Here is a 24179-nt window from a genome sequence, read left to right as displayed (position 1 = left end):
TCGGCGTGCGATCGGCGGCATCACTTCGCGCTCTCGGCTTTCAGATAGGCGATGATCGCGGCGCGCTTGGCGGGATCGGGCGTGCCGATCGGCATTCGCGTGCCGGGGACCTTCTTGGAAGGATTGGCGAGGAACGCGTCCAGCGTCTTTTCATCCCATTTCAGCTTCGAGCTCTTGAGCGCCGCGGAGTAGCTGACGCCGGGCACCGATGCGGCGGGCCTTCCAATGATCCCATAGAGATTGGGACCGAGCCCGTTCTTGCCGCCCTTGTTGGTGGTATGACAGGCGCGGCACGCGGCAAAGGCCGGCGGTGATGCGGCCGGCTTGGTCTGGGCAAAGCTTGGCGCGAGCGCCGCGCCCAATCCTGTTAGCGCTACCGCTCCCGTTGCCAGACCCGCTACAAACTTCATCTCGTCTCTCCCAATCTCGTATCTCGTCCGGCGGATGGCCGCGTCATCCGCTCTCGATCGCGGTCCATTTTGCGTCCGATGCCGCATTGGCGGCAACCGTCTCGACGAAACGCATCGTGCGCAGCCCGTCGGCGAGACCGGGGAACCAGTCTTGCGTACCAGGCGCGATCTCCGATGCAAGTCCGCCGTGCCGAGCCGCAGCCGCGAACGCGCGGTAGATGTTGGCAAATGCCTCGAGATAGCCTTCCGGATGCCCCGCCGGGGTCCGGGTCAACGCAACGGTGTGCGGGTCGAGGCCGGGGCCGCCCGTCCGCACGATTTCCGCCGGCCGGTCGAGCCAGCGCAGGATCAGCGTGTTCGGCTCCATCTGCGACCATTCGAGCCCGCCAAGCTCGCCATAGACCCGCAGCTTGAGGCCATTCTCTTCGCCGGCCGCGACCTGGCTGGCCTTGAGCACGCCGCGTGCGCCGCCGCCGAAGCGCAGCAGCGCGCTCACATCGTCGTCCAGCAGCCGCCCCGGCACATGCGTCGTCAGCTCCGCGCACACCGCGTCCGTCCGCAGGCCGGAGACATGCTCGGCAAGCTGGAATGCATGGGTACCGATGTCGCCCAGGCATCCGCCGATCCCCGCCCGCGCGGGATCGGTGCGCCATTCGGCCTGCTTGTGCCCGTCCTGGTCGATCGGCCGGCTGAGCCAGCCCTGCAGATACTCCGCCTGCACCAGCCGGATCGCACCGAGATCACCGCGCGCGACGCGAATGCGCGCCTCCTCCACCAGCGGGTAGCCGGCATAAGTGAAGGCCAGCCCGAACAGCCGCCCGCTCGCCTTCGCCGACCGTGCGATGGCCTCGGCCTCCGCCACGCTCATCGCCATCGGCTTTTCGCACAGCACGTGAAAGCCCGCGTCGAGCGCGGCGATCGCCACCGGGGCATGGAGGTGGTTGGGCGTGACGATCGCGATCGCGTCGACCCGCGCCTCCGGCGGCAATGCGCGCTCGTGTTCCACCAATTGCTCGAACGTATCGTACACGCGCTGCGGATCGAGCCCGAGCGCCTCGCCGGTCCGCACATTGCGGCCGGCATCGGTGCTGAAGGCGCCGGCGGTCATCCGCCACTCCCCATCGATTGCAGCGGCAATGCGATGGACGGCGCCGATGAACGCGCCCTCGCCGCCCCCCACCATGCCAAGTCGAAGAGGCTGTCGCACCATTCTAGAGCCCCAGCAGCGCGCGGATCGCGTCCCGGTCGATCCCGCTGGCTGCGAAATCGTCGAAGGACCGCTCGGTCAGACGGATGATGTGGTCGCGGATGAACGGCGCGCCCTCGCGGGCGCCATCCTCCGGGTGCTTGAGCGCACACTCCCATTCGAGCACGGCCCAGCCGCCATAGCCATATTGCGCCAGCTTGCTGAAGATGCCGACGAAATCGACCTGCCCGTCGCCGAGCGAGCGGAAGCGGCCGGCACGATCCACCCAGTTCTCATAGCCGCCATAGACGCCGGTGCGTCCGGTCGGGTTGAACTCGGCGTCCTTCACATGGAAGCACGAAATGCGGTCATGATAGCGGTCGATGAAGTCGAGATAGTCGAGCTGCTGCAACACGTAATGCGACGGGTCGAACAAGATGCGCGCCCGCGGGTGATTGTTGACCGCGGCGAGGAAACGCTCCCAGGTCGCGCCGTCGTGGATATCCTCGCCCGGATGGATCTCGAAGGCGCAATCGACGCCCGCTTCCTCGAACACGTCGAGGATCGGAACCCAGCGCCGGGCGAGTTCGGCAAAGGCTTCCTCGACCAGCCCGGCCGGCCGCTGCGGCCAGGGATAGACATAGGGCCAGGCGAGCGCCCCGGAGAAGGTCGCATGCGCCTTGAGCCCGAGATTGGCGCTCGCCTTGGCGGCGAGCTTGACCTGCTCGACGGCCCAGACCTGGCGCTCCGCCGGCTTGCCGTGCAGCTCGGGCGGGGCGAACCCGTCGAAGAGCTGGTCATAGGCGGGATGCACCGCCACCAGCTGGCCTTGCAGATGAGTCGACAACTCGGTCGGCTCGACGCCATAGCCGACGAGCCGGCCACGCAGGTCGTCGCAATACGCCTTGCTCTCCGCAGCCAGCTTCAGGTCGATCAGGCGCGGATCGCACGGGATCTGGACACCAATATAGCCGAGGCCGGCGGCCCATTTGGCGAGCCCGTCGAGCGTATCGAATGGCGCGGTGTCACCCATGAACTGGGCGAGGAAGATCGCGGGGCCCTTCATCGCGCTCATGCGGCGGTTTCCTTCTTGCTGTCATCGCGGAACAGGAGCTGGAACAGCACGGTGATGACCGCGGCCGCGATCGCCGGATACCACCACATCTGCTGCCAGTCGGCAATCGTCGGCGCCGCGGGCAACTGCGCGTAGAGCAGGCCCCCGATCTGCGAGCCGAGCAGCATGCCCACGCCATAGGTGAACAGGGTCAGCATCCCCTGCGCCTGGGCGTTCACACCCTTGGGCGTGGCGATGGTGCCGGTGTAGATCGCGCCGGCGACGAAGAAGAAGTCGTAACAAACCCCGTGCAGCGCCACGCCGAGATAGATCGCCCACAGCGATCCACCACCGTCGCCGATCGCGAACAGCGCATAGCGCAGCGCCCACGCCGCCATGCCCACCAGCAGCAGCGGCTTCACGCCGAACCGGCGATACAGCCACGGCATCGAGAACATGAACGCCAGTTCGGACATCTGCCCAATCGACATCGTGCCGCCAACGTTGGTGATGCCCGCCGCACCGATATAGGCCGAGGCATAGGCGTAATACATGGCGAGCGGGATCGAGATCAGCGTCGCGCAGACCACGAAGATCAGGTAGGAGCGCTGCCGCATCAGGCCGAACGCCTCGACGCACAGCACCTGGCGCACCAGTGACTCCTCGCGCGGCGCATCGGGCGCAACGGCGGGAAGTGTCAGGCAATAGATGCCGAGCGCGATCGACACGATTGCCGCCACGCGGAAGATCTCGGGGCTGGCCGACAGCGCCGCCCAGCCGATGATCAGGCCGGCGACGATCCAGCCGAGCGTGCCGAAGGCCCGAACGAAGGGGAAGCGGTCATCACGCTCGCCCAGGCTCTTCAGCGCGATCGTATTCGCGAGGCCGACGGTCGGCATGTAGAGGATCATGTAGCCGAGCAGCACCCAGACGAAGGTGCTGCCCGTCTCCGGCGTCAGCAGCGCCGGCAGTGCCAGCAGGATCGCGCCGCCGGCCAGATGGAGGATCACCATCAGCGCCTTGGGGCTGAGATAGCGGGTCGCGGCCATGCCGAGCAGGAAGGACCCGGCAATCGAGGCGATCGGACCGACCGAAAAGGCGTTGGCGATGAGATTGCCGATCCCGACGGTCTGCATGACCAGTCCGAGCGTGACCGCCCATGCGCCCCACACGAAGAACTGCATGAACATGAGGGCGCTGAGCCGCCCCATCAGCATTCCCGATACCCGATGCGAGGCAGCATCCAGCGCTTCGTTGGCGGTGGCCATGCGATCCCCTTCCCTCACCCGTTTCGTTCTTTTCGCGACTCAGGCTAAGCAAGTCGAACGCCGGTGTAAAGGATTACATCGAATTTTGTCGACAGGCTGCGCGGCAAGCGACATGAAGCCACGATGCCAACGATTATCGACGTCGCCGCGGTCGCGGGCGTCTCCACTGCCACGGTTTCGCGCGTATTGAGTCAGCCCGAGCGGGTGGCGGAAGCGACGCGCCAGCGCGTCCTCGAGGTCGTTCAATCGCTGGGCTATTCCCCGAACGTCGCGGCGCGGACGCTGCGCACCTTGCGCGCCGCCAAGATCCTCCTGACGGTGCCCGACATCTCCAACCCGTTCTTCGCCAGCGTGATCCGCGGCGCAGAGGAAGCGGCACGCGACGCGGGCTATGCGGTCGTGGTCGGCGACACCCGGCACGACCCGCAGGTCGAGGATCAATATGCGGAGATGCTGTCGCGCCGCGAGGTGGATGGGCTCATCTTTCTCGGCCACCGGTTGCCGGAAAATCTCGGTCCGCTCCTCTCCCGGCCGGGCCTTGCGGCGCCGGTCGTCAACGGCTGCGAATACAGCCCGGAACTCGGCGTCCCGAGCGTGCATATCGACAATGCCGCGGCCAGCGGGGATGCCGTCGAGCACCTGATCGCACTCGGCCATCGCGATATCGGCATCATCACGGGGCCTTTGGTCAGCCCGATCAGCCACGACCGTCTTTCCGGCGCGATGGAGATCGCCACGCGCCACGGTCTGCAGGATCGTCTGCAGGTACGGACCGGCGACTATTCGGCGAAGCTGGCGTGCGAGCAGGCCGGCGACCTGCTCGCGCACAACGTCAGCGCGATCTTCTGCTTCAGTGACGAGATGGCGATGGGCGCGATCAGCGCGATCGGCGCGGCCGGACTTACCTGCCCCGGACATGTCTCGGTGGTCGGTTTCGACGATCTGCCTACGGCCCGTTTCTTTCAGCCCGCGCTCACCACCATTGCCCAGCCCAAGGGGATGATCGGCCGCCGGACCGTCGAGCTGCTCGTCGAGATCTTGCGCGATCCGGAAAGCCCGGTCCGGCAGATCACCTTGCCGCACGAGTTGGTTGTCCGCGACAGCACCCGGGCGGTCCGTCTCAGTTAGTCCTGGCCGCCGCGGCGATCTTCTCGAGACGTGCCTGGATTTCGCTCTCAGGCAACCAGCGTCCGCGCACCATCACTCCAGCGCGCCGCTCGACATTGGCCAGCTGTTCGAGCGGGTTCGCGGTCAGCAGGATCAGGTCGGCGCGCTGCCCCGGCGCGATCGTGCCGAAGCGCGCGTCCGGGCCGAAATAGCGTGCCGCCTCGCGCGTTCCGGTCGCGAGGACCTGATAGGGCGAGAGTCCCGCCGCCTGCATCATCCGCATCTCGTGATGGATCGAAAAGCCCGGCACGTTGAAGAATTGCGGTGCGTCCGAGCCGAGCGCGATCGGCGCCCCCGCGGCATGAAGCTCGCGCAGCAGACGGCGCCGTAGCTCCACCAGCCAGCGCGCCGCATCCGGCTGGAAATCGGGGCGCGCGGCGAACTCGCGCTTCGCCTTTGCCCAGCCATCCAGCAAGCGTTTGGGCATGTAGCGCATTTCCGGCCAGGCGATCATCGCCTCGGGCGTCTCGGACGAAGCCAGATGCTCGACCAGGCTCAATGTCGGCACATTCCAGGTGCCGGCGGTGATCGTGCGCCGCACGGCATCGGGGATACGGCGCGCATCGGCGAACTGCACCCAGCCGCTGCCGAAGAAACCGCTCGGCCGCCCCGCAGTATCGGTGCCTTCCGGAACCAGAAACTCGACATAGCGATCGAGGTGATCGATCGAGGTCTGCCGGCTGGCGAGCGCGTCGGTGAGCCGGACTTCTTCGGGAATATGGCCGCCGAACGGCATTTTGATCGCATTCGCGGCGTCGGCCATCGCGAGATACGCGTCGCGTGGCACGCTGCCGATCTTGATGAGGTCATATCCCGCCGCGCGATAATCCCGCACCGCTTGGCGCGCCTTGTCGGGCGTGCCGGCGGCCGCTGCGCTCAGCCAGGGACTCGCCGTATAGAGTGTCGGGCCAAGCAGCTCCCCCGCCGCGATGCGGTCGCGCAAAGCAAGATGCGACGCATTCCCGGCCATGTTGCGCACGGTCGTGACGCCATTCGCAAGGTAGAGGAACAGCATGTCGTCGCGATAGGCCGGTTCCTCCGGACCGGGCACATGCCCGTGCATCTCCGCCAGACCGGGCATCAGCCAGCGCCCCTTGCCTTCGATCCGGCGCGCGCCTGCCGGGATGCTCGCGGTGGACGCCGGCGCCATCGACACGATCCGCCCGCCCCGCACCACCACGGTCTGGTTTGCGAGCACGCGCTCGCGATCCATCGGCACCACATTGACGCCGACAAAGGCGATCGACTGGCCCGTTTCCTTCGCATCCGATGCCGTGCCTCGCAGCGCAACGAACGCGGCCGCGATCAGCAGCATGAGCGCAAAAAGGACGAGTGGGACGCGCGCATTGAGAGAGGCGAAGCGTGGCATGGGAACGCTCTCCTTCCGGTCGCGGATCGTTCGCGATCCGCGACCGGAAGCTAACATCCGCAGGACAGTTTGTCAGGTTCGCCGCTCGAGCAATCGCCAGCTCGGATGATCCTGAAACCCGCACTTCGTTCAGGCGATGGGCTGGTGGCCGCTATCGGCGGGTAATCAGTCCGATCGTCACAACGGCGTCACATCTCTTGCGCACCGGGCATTGCGAGCCGGATGGGGAAGCAATCAAGCTGAAAACGGCAATTCGCCGATCATCGGCGCTGTAAGGCGCGATGCATCGTGGAGGGGTTCGGGTGCGCGGCAACTTGCCGCAGCACGCGTGCCGAATCCGTCAGAAATGCCCATCCGGCTTGGGGAGATAACAGGCGCGCTGAGGCCGGCCGGTCGCTGAGCGCCACACGACGAGCACTCACGAGAGTTGCCGCAGCCCGCTCCCTCCAGAGGTCAGGGCCCGCAGCCGCTCGCCATCAAGAAACACCGGACGCCAATGTCCGCAAAATCAAAAAAGGGTTAGACATGCACGACAAATTCAGTCGGTTCGGGCGCGCGACGCATCTCCTCGCCGGAGTGGCGGTCGCAGCCCTGACGATCGTCCCGGCCATCGCACAGACCGACGCTCCGACCACGGCCAGCGAAGCCGATGCCGGCGAAGAGATCGTGGTTTCGGGCTATCGCCGCAGCCTGGAAGAGGCGATCGACATGAAACGCGAAACTGTCGGCTTCTCGGATTCGATCGTCGCCACCGACATTGCCGACTTCCCCGAGCAGAACCTGTCCGAAGCGCTCCAGCGTGTGCCCGGCGTGACGATCGAGCGGGAACGGGGCCTCGGCACGCGCGTCAACGTCCGCGGCCTGCCGAGCGAGTTCACCTTCGTCTCAATCAACAAGCTCGCCACCGCGTCGGGATCGGGCGGCCGCGATGTCGAGTTCGACATCTTCGCCTCCGAACTGATCCAGTCGGTCACCGTGCAGAAGTCGCCGACCGCGGCGGACGAGGAAGGCGGCATCGCCGGCTCGGTCTCGATCCGCACCGCGCGTCCGTTCGACAATCCCGGCCTGCGTCTCGTCGGCAGCGCGGAGGGCGCGTACAACTCGATCTCCGAAAAGATCGACCCGAACTTCTCGTTCCTCGCCAGCAACACCTTCGGCGATTTCGGCGTGCTGGTCTCGGTCGCCAAGCAGCAGCGCACCAACCGCACCGATTCGAATTCGGGCATCAACTTCCGCCCGATCGCGCGCTGGACCGATCGCGCCGGAAGCACCTATCGCAGCCAGGCGATCGCCGTGCTTCAGCGCGATGCCGGCGTCACCTTCACCGACGCGATGAAGAACAAGATCGTGTTCCTCGATAAGGTCGGCGACCGCGTCTATCAGAACGACCAGGACCGGCTCGGCCTGTCGGGCTCGATCCAGTACAAGCCAAGCGACAGCTTCAGCCTCGCCTTCGACGCCTTCATCGGCTCCTACGACACGGTCGAGGACGAATATGACGCCGCGGGCTATTCGGCATCGAGCAACTCGACGCTCGAGACCATCCACGAGGCGGACAAGACGACGCTGTCCGACGCCGGCATCATCGTGCTGCGCGACGTTTCCTACACCAACACTCAGCATGAATTCCTGAGCAAGGAATATATCAACGAGACCGACTATCGCCAGTTCGGCGGCGAGATGAACTGGGAAACCGGCAACTGGAAGATCAATGCGCTGGGCGGTTATTCTGGCGCCAGGAAGATCCTCGACTATGCCAATCTCAAGCACGTCGCCTATGCGCCGTCGCGTACCCGCTATACCGAGCATGGCGGCGAGACGATCCCGAGCGCCAATCCGCGCACGATCGACATGTACAATGCGCCGAACGCCTATCTGTTCGAGGCCTACGAGACCACGCGCGAGCAGATCAAGGACGACAAATATGCCGCCCAGCTCGATGTGAGCTACGGCTTCGATTCGTCGGTGCTCAAGCGCTTCAGCTTCGGCGGCCGCTACACCAACAAGACCAATGAGCGCCAATATGGCGAAGAGAAGATCCAGGGTCCGACGCGCGGCAGCATCGCCTATGTCAACACCCGCACGCTCGGCGCGAGCCCGCTGACCAATGTGATCGATATCGTCGGTGGCAAGGACTACCAGGCGCGCAACCTCAGCTGGGCACAGATCTCGAACGAATATGCCCGCGACTTCTTCCGTCCCGACGGGTTCGTGACGCCGTTCGGCAATGCCAACTATTATAAGGTCCAGGAAGAGACGCTGGCCGGCTATGCGATGGTCGATTTCGAGTTCGATATCGTGGTGCCGGTGTTCGTCAATCTGGGCGGCCGCTACCTGCGCACCACCATCCGTTCGGAGGGCTTTCACCAGGTCCAGAATCCGAATGGCACGACCGGTCTCACCCCGGAGCCGGTGGCGAGCGAGGGCCGCTACGAAAAGTTCCTGCCGTCGTTCAACGCGCACGCCGAGCTGACCGACACCCTGTATCTGCGCGCGGCCGCGTCGCAGACGCTGATCCGCCCGGCGCTGACCGACCTCGCCTACAAGCGCACCGCGAGCTACAGCAGCTTCCGGTACACCGACGGCAATCCTGGCCTGAAGCCCACCTATGCCGATCAATGGGAAGTCGGCGTCGAGAAGTATCTTGGCGGCGGCGGCATCCTGGCCGCGTCCTATTTCTGGAAGAAGATCAAGGGTGTGGTGCAGAGCCGTCTGACCGGCGAAGTGCCCAATGTGACGGTGTACAATGCCAACGGCACGGTCAACGGCGTGTACGACTTCGACGTCTATCAGCCGGTCAATGCCGAAGGTTCGTACGACGTGAGCGGCATCGAGCTCAACGCGGTGATCCCGTTCGGCATGTTCGCGGACTGGGCGGACGGTTTCGGCGTCAACGCCAACGTCACCTTCCTCGACAGCTCGCTGACCGGGCAGTCCGATCTCGGCGTGCCGACCTCGCCGATCGGACTGGCCGACAACACGTACAACGCCACCGTGTTCTACGATAAGGGCCCGCTGTCGCTGCGCGTGTCGTACAATCGCAAGGGCGCCTATGTGGAGCGGATCGAACGGAACATGTATCCGGTCTATCGCGACGCCTACGGCCAGTTTGACATTGCGGCCAGTTATCAGGTCACTCGCAACTTCCGCGTCGAGCTTCAGGGCATCAATGTGGGGAATGCGAAGACCACGGGCTATACGATGGATCCGTCCTTCCCGACCATGTACGAATTTTCGGGAAGCCGCATCAGCCTGGGCGTCCGGGCGCAGTTCTGACCCTTCTGGACCGGCGTGCCCGTGCGGCATGCCGGTCCACCTATTCGGAGGCCGTATGTTCTGGCTGCTCGCCCCGCTCGCCGTCGCCACTGCCGATGCCCCGATCCGCATCAACGACCTGGTGATGATCGGCACGCACAATAGCTATAAACTGGCGATGCCGGCCGAGCGCATGGAGATGCTGCGCAAGGCGTCAGCGGACAGCGCCAACGCGCTCGATTACACACACCGCCCGATCGTCGAGCAGCTCGACGCAGGCGCGCGGCAGCTCGAACTCGACATCTGGTACGATCCCAAGGGCGGGCTCTATGCCGACGGATCGACCGATCCCGCGATGCAGCGGCCGGGCTTCAAGGTCCAGCACATGGCCGGGTTCGACAACCGCTCGAACTGCGTCACGCTGGTCCAGTGCCTGACGATCATCCGCGCCTGGTCCGACGCGCATCCAGGGCACGTCCCGATCCTGCTGATGTTCAACACCAACGACAATGGCCGCTTCATCAAGGGCGAACCCTATAGCGAGGCCGCCTATGACGCGCTCGATGCCGAGGTCCGCTCGGTGCTTGCGCCGTCGAAACTGATCGTGCCCGACGATGTCCAGGGGAACTATCCGACGCTCCGCGAGGCGGTGCTCGCCAACAACTGGCCGACACTCGAAGGTTCGCGCGGCAAGTTCCTCTTCGCGCTGGATGAAACGCCAGCCAAGGTCGCACTCTATCGCGGCGCGCGCAAATCGCTCGAAGGGCGCGTGTTCTTCGTCAACACCGACGAGCAATCGCCGGCCGCTGCCTATCTGACGCTCAACGAGCCGGTGCGCGATGCCGATCGCATCGCCCGAGCGGTCAAGGCCAACTTCCTCGTCCGCACCCGCGCCGACGCCAATACCCGCGAAGCCCGGACCAACGACACCGGTCCGCGCGACGCGGCGTTCAAGAGCGGCGCGCAGTATATCTCGACCGACTATCTCTGGCCCGATCCGCGTTTCGCCGGTGGCTATCGCGTGACGATGCCTGGCGGCGCCGTGGCGCTGTGCAACCCGGTTCGCCGGCCGCAAGGATGCGGCGGCGCCATCACCGAACCGACCAACTGACCCTTCGGAGTATCATCGATGATCTCGCGCATCGCCCTGACCGCCCTGCTTGCCCTCACCAGCCAGTCCGCGTTCGCGCAGGAAGCCGGGCCCGATCTGGCGCGTGGCGCGCGCGGCGATGTGCGTGAGCCCGGTGGTGCGCGGCGGCTCGCCGGGGACATGCGCGAGACCTATCGCAAGCTGAGCGCCGAGGCGGAGGTGCGCAACGTCATCCTGCTGATCGGCGACGGTATGGGCGATTCGGAAATCACCGTCGCGCGCAATTATGCGGAAGGGGCTGGCGGCTATTTCAAGGGCATCGACGCGCTGCCCTTCACGGGCCAGTATACCCATTATTCGCTCGACCGGGAGACCGGCAAACCCGATTACGTGACGGACAGCGCCGCGTCGGCGACCGCATGGGCGTCAGGCGTCAAAAGCTATAACGGCGCGATCGGCGTCGACATCCGAGGCAAGCCGCACGCTACGCTGCTCGAGCGCGCCCGGGCGGCGGGGCTTGCCACCGGCAATGTCTCGACCGCCGAGATCCAGGACGCGACTCCCGCCGCGCTGATCGCCCATGTCGCCTTTCGCAGCTGCTATGCCCCTGCAGCGACCAGCAAGACCTGCCCGCAGAACGCGCTGGAGAATGGCGGCGCCGGATCGATCACCGAGCAGTTGCTCGACACGCGCGCCGACCTGGTGCTCGGCGGGGGCGCGGCAAGCTTCGCCGAGACCGCAAAGGCAGGCAAGTGGAAGGGCAAGACGCTGTTCCAGCAAGCGCAGGCGCGCGGGTATCGCGTCGTACGCAACGCTGCGGAGCTTGAGGCGGTGAGCCGCGCCGACGACAAGCAGCCGCTGATCGGCCTGTTCGCCGAAGGCAATATGCCGGTGCGCTGGACCGGACCCCGCGCCAGCCATCACGGCAATATCGACCAGCCCGCGATCACCTGCCAGCCCAATGCCGACCGCACCGCGGCCACGCCGACGCTGGCAGCGATGACCCGCAAGGCGATCGCGTTGCTGAAGGACAAGCCCAGGGGCTTCTTCCTCCAGGTCGAAGGCGCTTCGATCGACAAGCAGGACCATGCCGCCAATCCCTGCGGCCAGATCGGCGAGACGGTGGACCTCGACGAAGCGGTCCAGGTCGCGCTGGAGTTCGCCGAGGCCGACGGGCACACGCTGGTCATCGTCACCGCCGATCACGCACATACCAGCCAGATCGTCGGCAACGGCACCCGCGCACCCGGCCTGAGTGCCGCGCTGAACACGCGCGAAGGCGACGTGATGACGGTGACGTACGGCACGGCGGAAGAAGGATCGCAGGCCCATACGGGCACGCAATTGCGCATCGCCGCCTATGGTCCGCACGCTGTCAATGTCAGCGGCCTGCTCGATCAGACCGACCTGCACTACATCATCCGGGGCGCGCTCAAACTCGATTGAGCATCGCTGAGACATTTTGCGACACATGCGCGGTTGCATGCGACGAATCTCCAGATTTATAAGATATATAGATATATCGATCTGGGGGAGCCTTATGACCGCGCGCCGTACCCTCATGAAGACCATCGGCCTTGCGCTGGCGGGCTCGATGCTTTCGAGCATAAGCGGGATCGCCGACGCTGCGGCGGGTATGCGCCCGCAATCGGCGCAAGGGGGGCGTGCGCCCAACGTCGTCGTGATCCTGGTCGACGACATGGGGTTCTCCGACTTCGGCTGCTATGGCGGCGAGATCCCTACTCCCAATATCGACGCGCTCGCGAGCGGCGGACTGCGGTTCACCCAATTCTACAACAACGCGCGATGCAGCCCGACGCGCGCGGCGTTGCTAACGGGGCTCAACCCGCACCAGGCCGGGATGGGCTATCTGTCGGGCAAGATCGAGCCGGAGTCGCGCGGCACGTTCGGCCGGCTTCACGAGCGCAGCGTCACGATCGCGCAACTGCTGCAAGGTGCGGGATATATGACCGCCTTCACCGGCAAGTGGCATCTGGGCAACAAGCCCGGGACGACGCCTGAAACGCGCGGGTTCGACCGGTCGCTGTCGGCGGGGGCCGGCGGCATCTATTTTTCCGATCAGCGGTTCGGCAAGGCGGGGCGCGGCTCGCGCTTCCTGCTGCGCGACGGCAAGCGGGTCGAACTGAACGATCCGTCGCTCGGCAAGAACTGGTACGGCACCGATCTGTGGACCGACTGGGGCATCCGCTACATCGATGAGGCGCGCGAGAAGAAGAAGCCCTTCTTCCTCTACCTGGCGCATGTCGCGCCGCATTTCCCGCTGATGGCGCCGCAGGCCGATATCGAGAAGTTCGTCGGCAAATATCGCGCCGGGTGGGACAAGCTGCGCGCCGAGCGCTTCAAGCGGCAGCAGGCAATGGGGCTGATCGGCCCCAATACGGGCCTTGGCGAACTGTCGGACGATGGCGACGAATGGGATTCGCTCTCCGAAGCGGACAAGATCCGTTTCGACCGGATCATGGCGGTCTATGCGGCGGCGATCACGCGCATCGACGCCGCGGTCGGCCGGCTCACCGCGCACCTCAAGGCGACCGGTGAGCTCGACAACACGCTGATCTTGGTCATGTCCGACAATGGCGGCAACGCCGAATCCGGGCCGCGCGGCCGTACCGGTCAGGCGCCATGGGGCGGTCCGGCCAGCGACACCTGGACGGGCATGAACTGGGCCGGACTGCAGAACACGCCGTTCCGCACCTTCAAGCATTTCACGCATGAAGGCGGCATCGCCACCCCGCTGGTCGCGCACTGGCCCGCGGGGATTGCGGCCAATCGCCGCGGCCAGCTCGAGCGCACGCCCGGGCAGGTGATCGACATCATGCCGACGGTGCTGGAGCTGACCGGGGCGAGCTATCCCAAGACGTTCGGCGGGAACGCGATCCTGCCGATGGAAGGCACCAGCCTGGCCCCCTTGCTGAAAGGTCAATCGATCGCGCGCGGCAAGCCGCTCTTCTGGGCGCACGAGGGCAATCGCGCCGTGCGCGACGGGCGGTGGAAAGCAGTCAAGCGGCTCGGCTATCCGTGGCAGCTGTTCGATATGGACGCCGACCGTACCGAGCGCACGGATCTGGCCCAGGCGCAGGCGCCGCGGCTGGCCGCGATGGCCGCGACCTGGGACAAATGGGCCGAGCGCACCTTTGTCGACGAATGGACCGACGACGTCCGCCGCACCGACTGGGGCGCTCCGCTCAGGACGGCAGCGACCGAAGGTCCAAACCGGCCCGCTGGCAGAAAGCGGAGACGCAACCGCTAGGACGGGTGATGCCAGCGGCGATGGAGCAGAGGAGAGCAGCGTGACCCGGAAATGGCTAGGCGCGGCAATTTGGCTGATCGTCGCCTTCGGATGGAGTCACGCGGCCAGCGCGCAGGCGGGTGATCTTTCCGTTCTGGACCGGCCGCGCCACGCACTGCCCGGCGACGTGCGGCTGGTCCGTACCGGCGACGAAGTAACCCTCGACTGGCCATCGGGAGAGGGTGAGCGCGGCCAGCTGACGCTGTCGCTCGACCGCCACAAGGCCCTGATCCGCGGCATCGCCATCGCCGGCAGGACCGTGATCGCCGACATCGATCCGGCAGGCGTGGTCACCGTCGGCACGCGCGACCTCAAGCAAGGCTGGACCGTCTTCTTCGACAATCCGCGCGAGCGCGCGTTCGACAGCTTCCCGCTTACCCTGTCGCGCGACACCATCCGCATTCGCGCCGCGGGAGACTATACGACGGTAACCGTGACCGGCGCGACCGCCGGGCCGTTCTCCGGCAGCTATCAGTTCACCCTCTACCCTGGATCGCGCCTGATCCGCGCGGCGATGGCGATGTCGACACCGCGCCCGGCGACCGCCTACACGTTCGACGCGGGACTGACCGTCCCGGCATCCGCGCCGGCGCCATGGCGCGCGATCGCCTATACCGATACCGCCGACGCGATCGTGCGCCGCACCGGCGCCGCCATGCGCGGCCCGGCGGTTTCGCCCAAGGTGCGCGCGCGCATGATCGTGGCGGAGGGGAAATCGGGCGGCGCGCTCGGCATCGTGCCGCCGCCGCATCAATTCTACTACCCGCTCGACTATGCGAACAACGACAATTCGGCCTGGTACGGCAGCGATTATCGCAACCTCACCGGCCGCACCGGCTTCGGCGTGCGCCAGACGCTGGAGGGGGACGGGCGCTGGGTGCCATGGGTCAACGCGCCGCCCGGATCGGTGCAGGACATGGGCGTCTTCCTGCTGCCCGACGGCGGCGATGCGGGCAGCGCGACACGCGCCGCGCTCGCCTATACGCGGGGCGACCGGTTCAAGGCGCTCGACGGCTATCGTACCTTCACCAGCCATTATCATGTCGAGCACACCGAAGCGTATTTGAATGCGGCGCGGTTCCAGCAGGCGACGGGCGTGCCCGATGGCCTGGAATCGCCAGCCTTCGTCAAGCGCTTCAAGGACATGAACGTCGAGATCGTGCATCTCGCCGAGCTGCATCTGCCGCGCAAGGCGCTCGACCGGGCGGGCGACCGGCTGACTCTGCTCCGGACGATGCATGCGGAAACCGCGCGGCTTTCCGACGACCGGCTGCTGCTGCTGCCCGGCGAGGAACCCAACGTCCATCTCGGCGGGCACTGGATCAGCTTCTTCCCCCGGCCCGTCTACTGGACGCTCGACCGCAAGCAAGGCCAGCCGTTCGTCGAGAATGATCCCCAGCTGGGCAAGGTCTATCATGTCGGCTCGCCCGAGGATGTGCTCAAGCTGATGGAGGCCGAGCGCGGGCTGATGTGGACCGCGCATCCGCGGATCAAGGGCTCGTTCGGCTTTCCGGACAAGCATCGGGACACGCCCTTCTTCCGCAGCGACCGCTTCCTCGGCGGCGCGTGGAAGGCGATGCCGGCGGACTATGCCGAGCCGCGGCTAGGCCGGCGCGTGCTCGACACGCTCGACGACATGAACAATTGGGCAGCGGCGGCATCCGAACGCAAATTCGCACCGGGCGAAGTGGACGTGTTCCAGCTCACGGACGAGAGCGAGTTCTATGCCCATATGAACGTCAACTATCTCCGGCTCGACGGCCCGCTGCCCCGTTATGCCGATGGCTGGGCGCCGGTGCTCGATGCGCTGCGGGGCGGCCGGTTCTTCACCACCACCGGCGAAGTGCTGATCCCGGACTTTACGATCGACGGCGCGGCGAGCGGCGGCGAGGCGACGTTCGGCAGGAACACGCTGGTGCGCGCCCGCGTCGAATGGACCTTCCCGCCCGCCTTCGCCGAGATCGTCAGCGGCGACGGCGCACGAATCCATCGCGAGCGCATCGAACTGAACGGCGCGCCATTCGGCAGCCGCGCGATCGAGCGGCGGGTGGACCTGCGTGGCCGTAAATGGGCGCGCATCGAAGTGTGGGACATTGCCGGAAACGGCGCCTACACCCCGCCCGTTTTCCTGAAATCGAGATGAACGACGCCCAACCGGGGCGACACGCCGGATTTCGACAATCGGATCGCGTTGCGCAGCTTCAAATAGCTACCGCGCGACCGCAGGCCCCGGCTTCGGCAGGCTGCCGATCCACCGCGCAAGCTTGCCCGAGAGCTGATTCACGACCTGGGGCTGGTCGGCCTTGCGGTTGCGCGTCTCGCCCGAATCATCGACGACATTGTAGAGTTCGACGCCCGCCCCATCGGCGTTCATCAGCAGCTTCCACGGGCCCGAGCGGACCGAATAGAGCGGGCCGAAGCTGTTCTCCGCGTTCGGGCGCGCGATATGCGTGTAGAGGTCGGGCCGGCTCGCGATCGGCTCGCCGCGCCAGGCCGAGGCGACGTCCACGCCGTCCACCCCGCGCGGCTGGCGCGCACCGGCGATCTTCGCCAGCGTCGGGAACAGGTCCACCGCCTGCACCACGCTCGTCGCATCGCGGCTGCCCGCGCGGACCGCGCCGGGCCAGCGGACGATCAGCGGCTGGCGGACGCCGCCCTCGTACAGGCTCGCCTTGCGGCCGCGATAGGGGCCGGAGGAGCCCGGCGTCTCGGCGCCGACCGTCGGGCCATTGTCCGAGGTGAACACGATCAGCGTGTCGTCGAGCTCGCCGGCCTTGCGCAGGCCCTCGACCAGCCGCCCGATCTCGGCATCCATCGCGACCAGCACCGCGAGGAAGCGATCCTCGCGCGCGTTCTTGCCCTTCCCCTTGACCGCCGCGATCTGTTCCGCGCTCGGCTCCCAGGGGGTGTGCACGTCGTCCAGCCACAACTGCGCGAACCACGGACCCGCCTTGCTGCGCCACACGAAGTCGAGCGTTTTGTCGACATAGCGTCCGGTCACCTGTGCGCGCGGCAGCCACTCGATCGGCCCCTTGCCCAGCGCCGCGCTCTGCTGCGCGAGTTTTCCGCCAAGGTCGCTCGGCAGCACACGCGGGCCAAGCCCCTCAAACTGGGTGTAGCTCTCGTCGAAGCCATAGGCCGCGGGCAGCGGCGCATCGCCGACGTCGCGGCCGCCGCCCAGATGCCATTTGCCGAAATGGCCGGTCGCATAGCCGGCCTGCTTCAGCGCGCGTGCCAGGTTGGGCAGCTTGGGATCGAGCCAGTCGGCCTGGCCGAAATTGGCGTTGCGCTTGCGATCGGAAATATAGGTGACGAAGCGGTTCCGCGCCGGAAACTGGCCGGTCAGGAAGCCCGCGCGCGAGGGCGAGCAGATCGGCGCCGCGTCATAGAATTGAGTCATCAGCATGCCGTCGCGCGCCAGCGCGTCGATGTTCGGGGTCTGCACCAGCTTGTTGCCGCTGATCGACAGGTCGCCAAACCCCATGTCGTCGGCCAGCACGAACAGGATGTTGGGCTGGCGCGCGACCCGCTGCGCAGGCGCCGGCACCGGCTGCGGCGCGGCGAGTCCCGGCCCGGCGATCGAAGAGCCGGTGCCGATCCCGGCGACGAGCCCCGCCGCGGTCAGCCCCAGCGCAATCCTCCGCGAAATGCGTAGCGGGTCATGGCGCGCATCCTTTCCGTCCAGCCTCAGTTGCCGGGGCGTTCGACGCGCGGCACGCCGATCGACGCGGGATCACCGATATCGATCGGGACGAGACCGAACTGCATGCGCCACGGCGCGGTCGGGTCGTTGCCGAACATCGTGTACCAATAGCGGCCCTGCTTGTCCTTGAACGCGGTGCCGTGGCCGCCATGCGGCGCGCCCATGCGGCGCTGCGTGTAGGGCCCGAACAGCGACTTCGAGGTGCCGTACATCATGTCATAGGTGCCGTGCGTGCGCAGCGGTCCGTGCCATTCGGCGCCGGTCAGGAAATAGACGCCGTTCACCTTGATCAGGCCGTTGCCCTCATAGCCGACATGGTCGCCATCGACGTCGCCAAGCTGGCGCACCGGCCCCTCGAACCCGCCGCGCCTGGCATTGAGCTTGGCGATGCTCCCGCCGCCCCACAGGAAATAGAGCCCGTCGTCATCCTCGAACGGGAAACCGTCGATGCCGTTCACGAAGAAGCTCTTGGTGACGTTCTCATAGGGGCCGCCGGCCCTGCCGCTGGTCGAACGGTAGAGCCAGGTCTTGCCCCCGACCCCGCGCTCCATCACCGAAAAGGCGAGGTAATAGGTCTTGTCGCGTGCCGACCACATGATCTCGGGCGCCCATAATTCGGCGATGTTCGTGCCGAAATCGTAGCCCAGCCCTTCCCAGCGCCAGATGAAGCCGACCTCGTCCCACTTCTCCAGATCCGCCGAGCGCCACAATTTCACCCCGCCCTCGGGCCGGTGATAGCCATAGCCGTCGAGCGTCCCGACCAGATAGTAATAGCCGTCGCCGCCGAGCGTGACCGAGGGGTCGCGCATCGATTCGGTGACGACCAGCGCCTTGCGCCCGGCGACCGCGCTGTCCTCGGTGATCACCGATGCTGCCTGGCGCAGCCGCCCGTCGGGTGCGCGCTCGAGCGGGACGAGACCGACCTGCTCGCAGAACAGTGCGAAACCATCATCGCATTTGGGGTTGTAACCCGCTGCCAGCTTGCCGTCGTCGAGCCGCACCAGCGATCCGCGCCCGGCATGCGGCACGGCCAGCGCGCGCATGCTGAAGGGGCCATAAGGCGTCGGCGCCTCCGCGACGAACAGATCCTCGGTCGCAGTACGCATCCGCCCGGTCACCTCGCTCGCGGCGAGGATGTACTTGCCGCCGTCGCGCGCCAGCGTGGCGCCGCGCGTGCCGACGCGGGTCCGCACCGGCCAGTCCTTGCCCACCGGCGGATGCTTGGCGAACAGCTTCTGGTCGGGCTTGAGGAAGCGCGGTGCCTCGGCCAGCTTCTGGAACTCGTCCTCCAGCCGAGCGATCATCCCGCCGCTCCAGACCAGATAGCCCTTGCCATCCGCATCGACGAACAGCGAGACGTCCGCCGCATCCTCGACCAAGCAGGGCGAGGCCGCAAACGCGCCGCCGGGGGCCGCTGCGCTGCCGGTCGCGATCCGCGCGCAACCAGTCTTGTCGGAAAAGGCGAGAAAGAGCCGCTCGCCCGCCACCGTCACCGACGGCGCGAGATAGCGTTCGGACACGTCGCCCGCCGCGATCCCATTGCCGGAAATCTTCGCCGGACCGACCCGAGTCCATTTCTTCGCATCCGGCGACGTCCACAGCTCGACCCCGTGGCGCGGACCGTTGCGCAACGTGGTCCCGGTCAGGACCCAGCCTCCACCGGGCAGCCGCGCGACCGATGCGTCGCCGATCGGACGCTCGGAGAAGATCGCCGCCACCGGCTTTGCGTCCGCCGCAGGCATCACCGTCGCATTCTTGTCCATCGACGGGTGGTCGGCAAAGATATCGTCGGCCACCGCCTTCTTGAGCGGCTGCACCTGCGCCGCCGCGGGGACAGCGCCGAGTGCCGCCAGCGCGATCAGGATCTGGGTCTTCATGGCCATCAGTTCTTCTGCAGCCGCTTGAAATCATCGATCCAGGCATAGTTGAACGCCGCGCTGCCATCCGGATTCTTGCGGATCGTCGCGCCCGCGAAGACGCTGTTGAACAGCCACGGCGTCTTCTCCGGCCCCCATTTCGCGGACATCGAGCTGCCCTGCTTGAAGCCATAGGTCGCCACCGCCAGCCGGCCGGTGTCGCGGAAGATCTTCATCTGGTTGGCCAGGTAATGTTTCCGGCCCTCGAACCACGGACTCATGCGCAGGAAATCGTCCCATTGTTCCTTGGGAAACGGGATCTCCAGCGCCGCTTTCACGATCTGCCAGTTCTGCGCGGTACGCGGCGCCTGATATTTGTCAGCGAAGGCCGGGTTCACCGGCTGCGTCATCTGCGCCTTCCACCACCAGATCAGCGAGAATTCGGTGACGAGGAACTTCTGCTCGGGGCGCATGCGCGGCAGGATATAGCCGACGAACGCCTTGGACTGCTCGATCGCACGGATGTGCGGGTGGATGGTCACGCCGTCCAGCTCGGGCGTTTCCTTGACGAACGCCATCCAGCGGTCGGTCGTGGCATTGCGCCACACCGGGTTCTCCAGCTGGTTCATCGCGCCCATGTAGAGCCGCGTCTTGCAGTTCGGGCCGCAATGCTTCGCGCGATAGGCGATCACACGCTTCGCCAGCTTCTCGTAGAAGGCGTTGAAATTGGGATTCCAGTCCTGCTTGCGGCTCTCGATGAAAGGCTCGTTGCCGATCATCAGGATGTCGACCTTGCCCATCACTAGCGGCAGCACCGCGTCGGTCCGCGCGAGCTGGCGCTCCATCTCGGCGCTGTCGGCCTTGGGAAAGGGCACGCGGTTATAGGGATATTTGAGCGTCAGGATCGTCTGGTAGCCACGCTCGCCGACCTCGAGGATCTTCTTCACCGCGCCATGCTCCGCGGCGGGGCCGCGGTCGAGCTGCGGCATCGGCAGGAAGATGCGGACCCATTTAGTCCCGGCCTTCTCAAGGTCTCGATAGTCGACATCCTCGAAATGCTCGTTGTAGTTCGCGCCGAGCGCGCCTTGCGCGAGCGCCGAACCGCTCGTGCAGATCATCGCGGCAGCCGCCGCCAGAAATATGCGCATCGTCTCTCCCCTGTGAGATCGTTGGTCTAGTTGCGCCCCTGCGCCGCGCGTTGCGCCTTCAGCGCGACCGGGACGGGCTTGGGCTGCGCGTCGAGATAGGCTTCGAGTTCGGCACGCACCTTGGGCAGCGCATCGGCCATGTTGCGCGTCTCGCCCGGATCGGCCTGCATGTCGTAGAGCTCATAGGCGCGCGCGCCGCTCGCCTCCTGCGTCCAGCGGACGAGCCGGTAGCGTTCGGTGCGGATCGCCTGGCCGATGCGGCCCGGGCGGTTGAAGGCGTGATAGGCATAGGGCCGCACCCGCTTCGCCGGATCGTGCAGCACCGGCGTCAGGTCCGCGCCGTCGATCGGCTGAGTCCTCGCCGGCAGCGTGATCCCCGCGAGCTTCACCAGCGTTGGATAGACGTCCACCGTCTCGGCGATTTGCCCCGGCGCGCTTCCCGGGCGCCCTGTGCCGGGCCCGGCGAAGATCAGCGGCAGATGCACCGCCTGCTCGAAATTGGTGTGCTTGGTCCAGATGCCGTGGTCGCCGAGATGGAAGCCGTGATCGCCCCACAGCACCACGATCGTGTTGTCCGCCAGGCCCTCGCGCTCCAGCGCGTCGAGCACCTTGCCGATCTGCGCGTCGACATAGCTGACGCCGGCGTAATAGCCGTGGATCAGCTTGCGCTTGAGCGCCTCGGGATAGTCCTTGCCGGCCACCTTCTCGGGCACCGGCTCATAGGCGATGATCTCGCCGCCGACCTTGCCGGCAAAGACCGGCGCGCCCTCGGGCAGCTGCTCGAACTTCGGCATCGGCAGCTTCGCGGGATCGTACAGGTCCCAATAGCGCTTGGGCACCGAGAAGGGCAGATGCGGCCGCGCGAAGCCGACCGCGAGGAAGAAGGGCGACGCCGACGATTTGAGTTCGGCCAGCCGTTTGGCGGCGCGGTTCGCGGTGCGCCCGTCGGCATAGGCGTCGTCGGCGACGTCGGGGCTTTCCCACGCTGCGCCGCGCGTCAGCGTCGAGGCGTATTTGAAGATATCCTGGTCGGCCGGCACCGGGATCTCGTTGAACAGCGCCTCTTCGCGCGTCGATTTGCCGGCGTTCGCGGGATCGACATATTCGATCACATAGTCCTTGATCGGCGGCGCCGACCAGCTCGCGTCATCGCCCTGCGTGCCATGGCCGACATGGTACACCTTGCCCATGCTCTCCGCCTGATAGCCGGCGCGCATGAACGCCTGCGGCAGGGTCACCGCGTCGGGCATGTAGTCGCGCAGGTTCTGGCCGAAATTATAGATGCCGGTCGAGGTCGAGCGCCGGCTGGTCATCAGGTTGATACGGCTCGGCGCGCACACCGCCTGATTGGCATAGGCATGCTCGAACCGCGTGCCGCGCGCCACCAGCCGGTCGATATTGGGACTGATCGCGGTGCGGTCGCCGAACGAGCGCAGCGTCGGCTTGAGGTCGTCGACCAGGATCAGCAGGACGTTGGGGCGCTGGGCGGTGGGCACGGATGCCGATTTGGGCGCCGCCGCCTGGCGCGGCGCATCGATACCGCCGGTCTGCGCGCATCCGGCCACCGCCGTTGCGGCCATCAGGGCCAGCGCCCGCTTGGCGATCCGGGACAAACGCATCGAAACAATCCCCCCCACTTCTTTTCCTATAAATCTTATAATTATCGTGAGCGAAGGCAAGCGCTAGTTGCGCACCGCCCGGCATTTGTACATTAGGGCCGGCTGCGGCCGTCGCGTTCGATCTTGTCGAGCCGGGCGGCCATCGCCTTGGTCCGGTCGGGCAGCCTGGCCGCGAGATCGCTGCGCTCGCCGGGGTCATTCGCCAGGTCGTAGAGCTGATGCCGCAGCACGGTGCCGATCGGGTTGCCGTGGAATTCGTGCGGCGCCACGCTGCCGCGGATGAATTTCCAGTCTCCGGCGCGAAGCGCGAGAATGCGCGCGCCGCTGCTCGCGACCGTCGTGCCGCTCGTGACCATCAGCTTGGTGTCCTGCACGACATGGTCGCGCCCGCGCTCGCTCTGCCCGAGCAGCGCGGGCAACAGGTCGAAGCTGTCCACCGCCTGATCGGCCGGCAACGACTGTCCGACCAGCGCCGCAAGCGTGGCGATCAGATCGACATGGCTGATCACCGCGCGCGACACATGCCCCGCGCGGACCTGCCCCGGCCAGCTGACGATCATCGGTACGCGCGTGCCGCCCTCGAAGATGCTGTACTTGCCGCTGCGATACGGCCCCGACATGCGGTGATCGCCGGCCAGCTCGACCGCCCGGTCCGCATAGCCATCGAACAGGATCGGGCCGTTGTCGCTGCTGAACACGACCAGCGTATCGTCCGCGATGCCCAGCTCCTCGAGCCGGCGCATCAGCTCGCCCACCGTCCAGTCGAGCTGGAGGATGGTGTCGCCGCGCGGCCCCATGCCGGACTTGCCCGCGAAGCGCGGATGCGGCGCGCGCGGCACATGCGGCTCGTTCATCGCGAAATAGAGGAAGAACGGACCGTCCTTGCGCGCCGTCACGTACTCGACCGCCTTGCCGAGCAGCAAATCGGTCAGCTCCTCGTCCTTCCAGCGCGCCGCATTGCCCCCGGCCATATAGCCGATGCGGCTGATGCCGTTGACGATCGTGTTCGAATGTTCGGGATCGGCGCCGAACTTGAGTTGGTCCGGATGCTCGGCGCCGATCGGCTCGTCGCCGACCTTGGCCTTGTAGTCGACCTTGATCGGGTCGGCCGGATCGAGGTTCATGACGCGGCGATTCTCGATCAGCACCGTCGGCACGCGATCGAGCGTCGCGGGCATGAAGAAGCCATAGTCGAAGCCGATATCGAGCGGGCCCGGCGCGATCTCGCCGTTCCAGTCGACCTTGCCGTCGCCGAGGCCCAGATGCCATTTGCCGACCACGCCCGTCGCATAGCCCGCCTGCTTGAGCATCGCGGACAGCGTGAACCGGCCGGGCCGGATGATCGCAGGCGCGTCGCCCGGCAGGATCTGCGTGCCCGAGGCGCGCCACGCATAATCGCCGGTCAGCAAGGCGTAGCGCGAGGGCGTGCAGGTCGCCGAGGGCGAATGCGCGTTGACGAAGCGCGTGCCGCGCGCCGCCAAGCGGTCGAGATGCGGCGTACGGATCGTTTTGGATCCGTAGCAGCTGAGATCGCCGTAACCGAGATCGTCGGCATAGATCACGATGACATTGGGCTTGCGCGAGGGCGCGGCGGCCAGCGCGGGCGCCGCGAGTATGGCGGTACCCGCGAGAAGAACGAAGCGCCGCGTCATCCCACCCGTCACAACCGCCCCCTCATCATTGATATGATAATAAATACAAGTCATACACTCCATGCACCGGCGCACGATGTTCCGCAATCGAT

The 24179-nt window shown here is 66.3% G+C and carries 16 protein-coding genes; 6 read left to right on the top strand and 10 right to left on the bottom strand.

Going from position 1 to position 24179, the window contains the following annotated elements; genetic code table 11:
- Nucleotides 1-20 precede the first annotated feature (20 nt).
- From OK349_RS19305 to OK349_RS19290, 4 genes are read right to left on the bottom strand one after another with little or no spacing between them, the layout of a single operon-like run.
- A complete protein-coding gene (locus tag OK349_RS19305) occupies nucleotides 21-410 on the bottom strand; it encodes a c-type cytochrome (RefSeq protein WP_265119547.1) in 390 nt (129 codons plus the stop codon).
- A 43-nt stretch (nucleotides 411-453) separates the two neighbouring features.
- Nucleotides 454-1620 carry a Gfo/Idh/MocA family protein gene (locus OK349_RS19300; RefSeq protein WP_265119546.1) on the bottom strand — a complete coding sequence of 389 codons (1167 nt, stop codon included), beginning with the start codon at nucleotides 1618-1620 and terminating at the stop codon, nucleotides 454-456.
- A gap of 1 nt (nucleotide 1621) precedes the next feature.
- The gene (locus OK349_RS19295; protein WP_265119545.1) at nucleotides 1622-2671 is read right to left on the bottom strand and encodes a sugar phosphate isomerase/epimerase family protein; all 1050 of its coding nucleotides are present in this window, start codon (nucleotides 2669-2671) and stop codon (nucleotides 1622-1624) included.
- Nucleotides 2668-3918: an MFS transporter gene (locus tag OK349_RS19290; protein WP_265119544.1), complete on the bottom strand. Its 1251-nt coding sequence runs from the start codon at nucleotides 3916-3918 to the stop codon at nucleotides 2668-2670. Before OK349_RS19290 ends, OK349_RS19295 begins: the two co-directional genes overlap by 4 nt.
- 123 nt (nucleotides 3919-4041) lie before the next feature.
- On the opposite strand from OK349_RS19290, the gene OK349_RS19285 reads away from it, so the two are divergent.
- A complete protein-coding gene (locus OK349_RS19285) occupies nucleotides 4042-5046 on the top strand; it encodes a LacI family DNA-binding transcriptional regulator (protein WP_265119543.1) in 1005 nt (334 codons plus the stop codon).
- Here the strand turns inward: OK349_RS19285 and OK349_RS19280 are convergent.
- The gene (locus tag OK349_RS19280; protein WP_265119542.1) at nucleotides 5039-6400 is read right to left on the bottom strand and encodes an amidohydrolase family protein; all 1362 of its coding nucleotides are present in this window, start codon (nucleotides 6398-6400) and stop codon (nucleotides 5039-5041) included. The genes OK349_RS19285 and OK349_RS19280 overlap by 8 nt on opposite strands.
- Nucleotides 6401-6979: 579 nt before the next feature.
- On the opposite strand from OK349_RS19280, the gene OK349_RS19275 reads away from it, so the two are divergent.
- From OK349_RS19275 to OK349_RS19255, 5 genes are all read left to right on the top strand, one after another.
- Nucleotides 6980-9730: a TonB-dependent receptor gene (locus OK349_RS19275; RefSeq protein ID WP_265119541.1), complete on the top strand. Its 2751-nt coding sequence runs from the start codon at nucleotides 6980-6982 to the stop codon at nucleotides 9728-9730.
- A 55-nt stretch (nucleotides 9731-9785) separates the two neighbouring features.
- Nucleotides 9786-10820, top strand: coding sequence for a phosphatidylinositol-specific phospholipase C1-like protein (locus OK349_RS19270; RefSeq protein WP_265119540.1), 1035 nt, complete (start codon nucleotides 9786-9788; stop codon nucleotides 10818-10820).
- Nucleotides 10821-10838: 18 nt separating this feature from the next.
- Nucleotides 10839-12245: an alkaline phosphatase gene (gene phoA, locus OK349_RS19265; protein ID WP_265119539.1), complete on the top strand. Its 1407-nt coding sequence runs from the start codon at nucleotides 10839-10841 to the stop codon at nucleotides 12243-12245.
- A gap of 94 nt (nucleotides 12246-12339) precedes the next feature.
- Nucleotides 12340-14070, top strand: coding sequence for an arylsulfatase (locus OK349_RS19260; RefSeq protein ID WP_265119538.1), 1731 nt, complete (start codon nucleotides 12340-12342; stop codon nucleotides 14068-14070).
- 40 nt (nucleotides 14071-14110) lie between these two features.
- Nucleotides 14111-16252 carry a CehA/McbA family metallohydrolase domain-containing protein gene (locus OK349_RS19255; protein ID WP_265119537.1) on the top strand — a complete coding sequence of 714 codons (2142 nt, stop codon included), beginning with the start codon at nucleotides 14111-14113 and terminating at the stop codon, nucleotides 16250-16252.
- 66 nt (nucleotides 16253-16318) lie between these two features.
- Here the strand turns inward: OK349_RS19255 and OK349_RS19250 are convergent, their stop codons facing one another.
- The 5 genes from OK349_RS19250 to OK349_RS19230 form a co-directional block, all read right to left on the bottom strand.
- Nucleotides 16319-17656, bottom strand: a complete 1338-nt coding sequence (locus OK349_RS19250; protein ID WP_265119536.1) for a sulfatase-like hydrolase/transferase — start codon at nucleotides 17654-17656, stop codon at nucleotides 16319-16321.
- A gap of 140 nt (nucleotides 17657-17796) precedes the next feature.
- Complete coding sequence (locus OK349_RS19245; RefSeq protein ID WP_265119535.1) at nucleotides 17797-19689, bottom strand: family 43 glycosylhydrolase; 1893 nt, start codon at nucleotides 19687-19689, stop codon at nucleotides 17797-17799.
- A 5-nt stretch (nucleotides 19690-19694) separates the two neighbouring features.
- On the bottom strand, nucleotides 19695-20816 hold the full coding sequence (locus OK349_RS19240; RefSeq protein ID WP_265119534.1) for a hypothetical protein: 1122 nt from the start codon (nucleotides 20814-20816) through the stop codon (nucleotides 19695-19697).
- A 26-nt stretch (nucleotides 20817-20842) separates the two neighbouring features.
- Complete coding sequence (locus tag OK349_RS19235) at nucleotides 20843-22435, bottom strand: sulfatase (protein ID WP_265119533.1); 1593 nt, start codon at nucleotides 22433-22435, stop codon at nucleotides 20843-20845.
- A 92-nt stretch (nucleotides 22436-22527) separates the two neighbouring features.
- A complete protein-coding gene (locus OK349_RS19230; protein ID WP_265119532.1) occupies nucleotides 22528-24099 on the bottom strand; it encodes a sulfatase family protein in 1572 nt (523 codons plus the stop codon).
- Between the last annotated feature and the right edge of the window lie 80 nt (nucleotides 24100-24179).

Source organism: Sphingomonas sp. BT-65 (assembly GCF_026107375.2).
In the GTDB taxonomy this organism is placed as follows: Bacteria; Pseudomonadota; Alphaproteobacteria; order Sphingomonadales; family Sphingomonadaceae; genus Sphingomonas.
This window is presented reverse-complemented; position numbering and strand designations above follow the sequence as displayed.